At 50.9% G+C, this 5,734-nt stretch carries 5 protein-coding genes; 1 reads left to right on the top strand and 4 read right to left on the bottom strand.

Translation table 11 applies throughout. The features are described from left to right. Window positions 1–577: 577 nt before the first annotated feature. Genes ABNH10_RS04265 through ABNH10_RS04250 form a run of 4 tightly spaced genes read right to left on the bottom strand, consistent with a single transcriptional unit; the run spans window position 578 to window position 4,749 of the window. The gene (locus ABNH10_RS04265; protein WP_349384878.1) at window positions 578–1,462 is read right to left on the bottom strand and encodes a metal-dependent hydrolase; all 885 of its coding nucleotides are present in this window, start codon (window positions 1,460–1,462) and stop codon (window positions 578–580) included. A gap of 40 nt (window positions 1,463–1,502) precedes the next feature. Continuing rightward, window positions 1,503–2,369 carry an SDR family NAD(P)-dependent oxidoreductase gene (locus tag ABNH10_RS04260; protein WP_349384877.1) on the bottom strand — a complete coding sequence of 289 codons (867 nt, stop codon included), beginning with the start codon at window positions 2,367–2,369 and terminating at the stop codon, window positions 1,503–1,505. Beyond that, window positions 2,366–3,892: a flavin-containing monooxygenase gene (locus tag ABNH10_RS04255; protein WP_349384876.1), complete on the bottom strand. Its 1,527-nt coding sequence runs from the start codon at window positions 3,890–3,892 to the stop codon at window positions 2,366–2,368. Before ABNH10_RS04255 ends, ABNH10_RS04260 begins: the two co-directional genes overlap by 4 nt. Continuing rightward, entirely contained in the window at window positions 3,889–4,749 is an 861-nt protein-coding gene (locus ABNH10_RS04250) for an alpha/beta fold hydrolase (protein WP_349384875.1), read from the bottom strand. Before ABNH10_RS04250 ends, ABNH10_RS04255 begins: the two co-directional genes overlap by 4 nt. Window positions 4,750–5,633: 884 nt before the next feature. On the opposite strand from ABNH10_RS04250, the gene ABNH10_RS04245 reads away from it, so the two are divergent. Then, window positions 5,634–5,734 (top strand): transposase (locus ABNH10_RS04245; RefSeq protein ID WP_349384879.1); only part of this gene is annotated, 101 nt, incomplete at its 3' end.

The raw sequence follows: 5,734 nt of genomic DNA, 5'->3' as shown, positions 1-5,734 counted from the left end.
CAGTGGCTGTGGCAATACAATAACGAACGGCCGAATTCAGCTATCGGCGGAGTACCCCCAGTCCAACGGCTAAAAGCGGGCTAACCCTCTACTCATACGGACGATTAAAAATGGGGGGATTACACTGCCAACGCCCGTGTAGTCTATGACCTGTTCCAGGTGATCCCCGAATTTGGCAGGCAAGTAATAGATCGCCTAAGGGTGGGCCAGCCAATGAGCTACGTGATAACAAGAACGCGCGAAAGCGAGGGCAGTAATCCCGCTGTTGCTGTTTCGCAACCCGGAGAATGTGACGGGATCAGCCAGTCAGCTTGAGGCTGAATCAGCCGCTATTGGCGGTCATCTCTGAGGGAAGGAAGAATGGAAAAAGTGTGAGATCAATGAGCGGCTTATTGGCAAGCTTTCCGCAGAAAAGCAGTGCAAGCAGGAATGAACCGTTGGATTCTCATCAAGATAAAGGGACGAAGCTATCCGGGATAGCGACTACTTCTTTATGAAGCTCAAAGTCGCTTTTCCCGGAATGCCACGGTGAATTTCTTATGCCGCCACCCTGGGCGCAGATGACGGCTTAACATAATCAGGCAGCTGGATTGCTATATTGATCATGCAGTGCTCCGCCTACGGCAAATAGCTTATCCCGCCAATCACTCTCCAATTGTTTGGTGTCGTGTTGATTCGGGTGGAAATTGGGTTCTACGAATTCGGGCAGTCTTGATAGTATTCGTGACACAAATCCATTGCGGCCCAAGAGTACGTTAAGCCCCTTGATATTATCTTTCAGATTGCCAAGCTGGCCATCTTTTGCCAGCATCCAGCTCCAGGTTATTCCTAGCATGGGAAGCAATACTACAGCGGAGGCCAGTACTGCGGCGGCTCTTTCGATACGGCTATTCCCGATCAGCTCGTAAACGTCATAAGCAACAGACTTGTGCTCCAGTTCTTCAAGTGCATGCCACTGCCATATCTTGATCATTTCAGGGTCGGCTTGTTGCACGAATTGCTCATCGTTAAGGAGCTGTTCGGCTAACAGAGCAGTGAAATGTTCCATAAAGGTTGTGGCTGCAAGTCGTGTGCTTGGGGGCAGTTTTTCAAGTATAGCGAGGCCAAGTTTAACAAAACGATCCGGGGCCTGCATGTCAAAGCCATACTCAGAAAGAATGTTATTGAGTCGGTCATGTTCACGACCGTGGATGGCCTCTTGGCCCATAAAGCCTGAAATTTCTGCACGCAAAGCTTCGTCTTTTACTTCATTTCGGAAGTGTCTTACCGATTCCATGAAGTATCGTTCACCCGGCGGGAAAAAACCCGAAAGCATGGCGAAAAATGTTGTGGCGGTTGCGTTTCCAGCATAGAAGTATTTCGGCATAGTTTTTGGGAAACTAAAATTAATATGCCTAGGCGGGATGCCAACCAAGGCGCCGCTGAGTTTTTTGATGCTTTTTACGGGGTTGGACGAGCGCATATCGCCTCCAGTATAAAATGTTATGGTTGATTGAATAATATCAGGCAATACTTTTATTTTTTTCTTTATTCTTGGTGCTTTGCTGTTTTTTAAACATGACACCGAGCAACCGTTGGTAGCCCGTTGGCATCAGTCTTTGAGTTGTGTCGAGCATGACGGCATCGCCGCCCACCAATACCCTTCTGTGGTTCTTGCGAACACCCTTCAAGATGGTTTTTGCGGCAGCCTCCGGGGTCGTCATAGCAATCTTGTCGAACATTTTGGCGATATCCTCTTTATCACCAATGCCCATGTCGCCCATGTCACCCATGCGGCTATTACGGGCGATATTAGTTTTTACCCCTCCTGGATGAACCGAAGTGGCGCTGACACGGCCGCCCTCTATATCAAGCTCTTCGCGCAACGATTCTGTAAAGCCGCGAACAGCAAACTTGGCTGCATTGTAGGCAGATTGGGTGGGTACGCCGATAATGCCGAACACGCTTGAAATATTGATGATGTGCCCTTCATCTGCACGCTTCAGATGTGGCAGGAATGCTTTGGTGCCGTATACCACGCCCCAAAAATTGATGTTCATAAGCCATTCAAAGTTCTCGTAGCTCATGTTTTCTACGGTTTCACCAAGACCAACACCCGCATTATTCATGATGATGTTGACCTTGCCGTGTTCAGTAACGGTGTCATCCGCGTATTTATAGACCGCTTCGCGATCACTGACATCAACTACATGGCTGCTGACCTTCACAGGATAATCAGCAAGGAGCTTAATTGTATTATCGAGGCTTTCCTGGCTTATATCTGAGATAGCCAAATGGCACCCCTTTTTTGCCAGTGCAATGGCTGTGGCCTGGCCAATACCGGACCCAGCGCCTGTAATGGCGGCAACTTTTCCAGAAAATGACTTCATCGTTGTGCCTCTTTGGTTAGCGCGCTGCTTAATAGTTGTTGAACCAGTTTGCGCTTGGGTTTATGAAGGTTTTTACCTTCGAAATGCAGGTAGCCATCATCAAGTTTCCCATAACGAAGGGCGGGAAGGTCGCGCAGGTAGTCGTTCAATGTTTGCCAAGGCTGTTTGGTTCCTTGGCGTGGTAGGCGATCATCCGCACGCTGAATGTATCCTGACCGAAGGTTGAGGAAGTTGACGTCTGTTCCACAGTCTTCTTTATCAACGGGCGTTACCTTGTCAGCGCCGGTCTTCTGCATATGCTTGAGTAGTCGACAAACAAATTCGGAGGCGATATCGGCTTTTAGGGTCCAGGAGGCATTGGTATAACCAAAGACGAATGCCATATTGGGGATGTCTTCAAGCATCAATCCTTTGTACATCATGGTGTCTGAAATACTGGGCTTCTTGCCGTCCACCCGGATGCTTGCGCCGCCGAACATTTGCAAATCCAGACCGGTGGCTGTGACGATGATATCTGCGGGAAGAAGTTCTCCGGATTTAAGCTTTATGCCTGTTTTAGTCACGTTAGCTATATGATCTGTTACCACCGAGGCTTTGCCTTCACGAAGAACCCGGAAGAGATCTCCCTTTGGCACCGCGCACAACCGCTCTTCCCAAGGATTGTAGTGCGGTTGGAAATGCTTCATGTCGAAATCTGGGCCAAGCTGCTTACGGGCAGCGGCTAACAGTAATCTGCGGATAGCCTTGGGCTTTCGAATTGACAGTTGGAATACGCTTCTCTGAAGTAAAACGTTGCGCGCGCGAGCCATACGGTAAACCACCATTTCTGGTAATACACGACGCAGGTTTTTAGAGATTAGATCTTGCTCCGGAACGGATGCAACATAGCTGGGTGAACGCTGTAGCATGGTCACATGAGAGGCATTGTCTGCCATTGCCGGTACCAGCGTTACAGCTGTGGCTCCGCTACCGATTACGACCACCCGTTTACCACTGTAATCGTAATTTTCAGGCCAGTGTTGAGGGTGAATGACGTCGCCCCCAAAGCGCGTTATGCCGGGTATTTTGGGTGTGTGGCCAGCATCATAGTTGTAATAGCCCGTGCAATTGAGCACAAAGCCGGCGGTGAAGGTTTCCTCTTCACCGGTTTCCTCGTTCAGGGCGGTGACGGTCCAGCGATTGCTCTCGCTGCTCCATTCTTCGGAAAGAACTTTGAGGCCGAAGCGAATTTTGTCAACGACTTGATGCTGTTCGGCCGTTTCTTCGATGTACTTGCGGATGGAGGGACCGTCGGCAAGCATTTTTGTGTCTGTCCAAGGCCGAAAGTTGTAGCCGAGAGTAAACATGTCTGAGTCTGAACGAATGCCGGGGTAGCGAAATAGGTCCCAAGTGCCGCCTACACGCTTACGACGCTCGACAATTTCGTAGCGTAGATCAGGGCAGTCGCGGTTAAGATGGCAAGCTGCTCCCACGCCGGACAGGCCAGCACCTATTATTAGAACGTCTAGATGTCTGTGTTTCATGTTTTAACTCTCCGCTCAGTGGAGCGTATCTGTTGAAAGGGCGGATCAATCGATTGAAGGAAATCCATCACAGCCCCCGTAAAAATGCTATTGCGGTCACCGGCTACCATATGACCCGCTTGCTCAATCACCCGGTACTGGGCTTGGGGTACCAGGGCCAAAAGCTCTTGAGCACCTGTTTCGCTGAGTACATCACTGTGGTAACCACGAATCAGTAATATCGGCATGCTGAGGTGCCTCGCCGCACGATTGAGTCGGGCCCCGCCGAACATGCTTTCATCTGTTTCAGGAATCTCGGCATGATCAAGAAACGCTGGATCCCAGTGCCAGTGGAGACGACCGTTCACATCCTCACGCAGGTTTTTGCGGAGACCCTGTGAATTCGCGGGTGCTTTGCGCCCCGGGTTATAGGCAGCGACCGCGTCCCGCACCTGCTCCAGAGAGTCAAATCCGTCACGGTGGCGGCGCATGAATTCAATAATCCGGCGAACGCCGTTGCGTTCCAGCTTGGGAGCCACATCTACCAGTACAAGGCCACGGCAGTTCAGAGAAGCCTCTTCTCCAAGCGCGAGCATGGCAGTGAGCCCGCCCATTGATGCACCGACGATATACGGCGACGAGGGGAGCGACTGAATGATAGCGCGGAGGTCGGACACCAAGGCAGTGGCGCTGTAATCACCTTTTGGACACCACTGGCTTTGCCCATGACCTCGAGCGTCTATGATAGTGGCGCAGTACCCGGCCTTTGCCAGGACGGTTGCCGTGTGCGTCCATGCATGACGAGTCTGTCCGCCGCCATGTAGCAGTAGCACCTGCGGCGACTTTGGATCACCGAACCGGGTCGCACTAAGAGCCAAACCTCCGTTTCCTTGGAACTGTATGTCCCTGCCAGTCTCCGGGGTGGCACTTGAAGCACTCTGGTTACGCGTTGTGGGATTATCTTGATAATGCATTATTAAAGGCACTTGATTGTTTGGTCAAACAACCAAATGGTAACGTTTCATTCACAAAAAGGGAAGTGCTGCTTGAGTAAATTGTCGCAGGGGTGCAAATGTGGCTTAAAAAGCCCTTCATGAATTCTACAGTGACAAAAAGGTTCACCACGGATTAGATCGAGATAGGTAGGGGCGAACAATGCACCGAGTTACGCTGTTTTGTGCGGCCAAGCAACACAACCAAAACATTGCGGTCATGCCCGAGGCTACGTTTGCGTAGAATGGCCGGAAGGATTTCATTCCCTGTCATGACTCCCGCCTTTCTGCCTCTGAGTACCCGATTCCCCCGTTACACACCTATGTAGCGGTTGCTACCAAGCGTGTCCCTTGATTCATGATCTCGGTTGCGTCGTATTCGAGATCGGCATTCATTTGAGTGCTGAATCTGGCTTGAGGTGTGTGGCTAGCAGCTTTGGGCGGGTTGTCCGTCTAGCGTTGGCTCACAGAGCAATTACGCTAGCAAGCAGAAGGGCTGTGCCGATGTTGCCGCTCAAGTTGATTGCCTCTCTGCCAGGATTGCAGACCACAAGTTCATCGACAAGACCTGACGGGGCGCGATCTGGTGCCCCGGATCTTGGCTAGGCCCGCTATGTGATGATGGATAAATCTGCCTTGTTCAAGGAGATCGTTATACCAACATGGCAGTGAATGCCAAGAGTGGTAGGTGCTCTGGGTAAACGAAGTGAATCGCCACCAGTTTGCTAGACACCTTTCAGCCAACCAAAATGGCAACTAGAGAGGTATCTATGAGCAGCAAGCGCTATCCCGAAGAATTCAAGATTGAGGCGGTTCGTCAGGTGACGGATCGTGGTCACAGTGTGGCCCAGGTGGCTGACCGACTCGGTGT

Source organism: Alcanivorax sp. (genome assembly GCF_040119285.1).
Lineage (GTDB): Bacteria > Pseudomonadota > Gammaproteobacteria > Pseudomonadales > Alcanivoracaceae > Alcanivorax.
Note: the sequence above shows the minus strand (reverse complement) of the source record. Positions and strands in the feature narration are given on the sequence as shown.

Coding starts and splice junctions, on each gene's coding strand:
- ABNH10_RS04260 (WP_349384877.1), bottom strand. CDS start 2,369: ATGAAGTCATTTTCTGGAAAAGTTGCCGCCATTACAGGCGCTGGGTCC.
- ABNH10_RS04265 (WP_349384878.1), bottom strand. CDS start 1,462: ATGCGCTCGTCCAACCCCGTAAAAAGCATCAAAAAACTCAGCGGCGCC.
- ABNH10_RS04255 (WP_349384876.1), bottom strand. CDS start 3,892: ATGAAACACAGACATCTAGACGTTCTAATAATAGGTGCTGGCCTGTCC.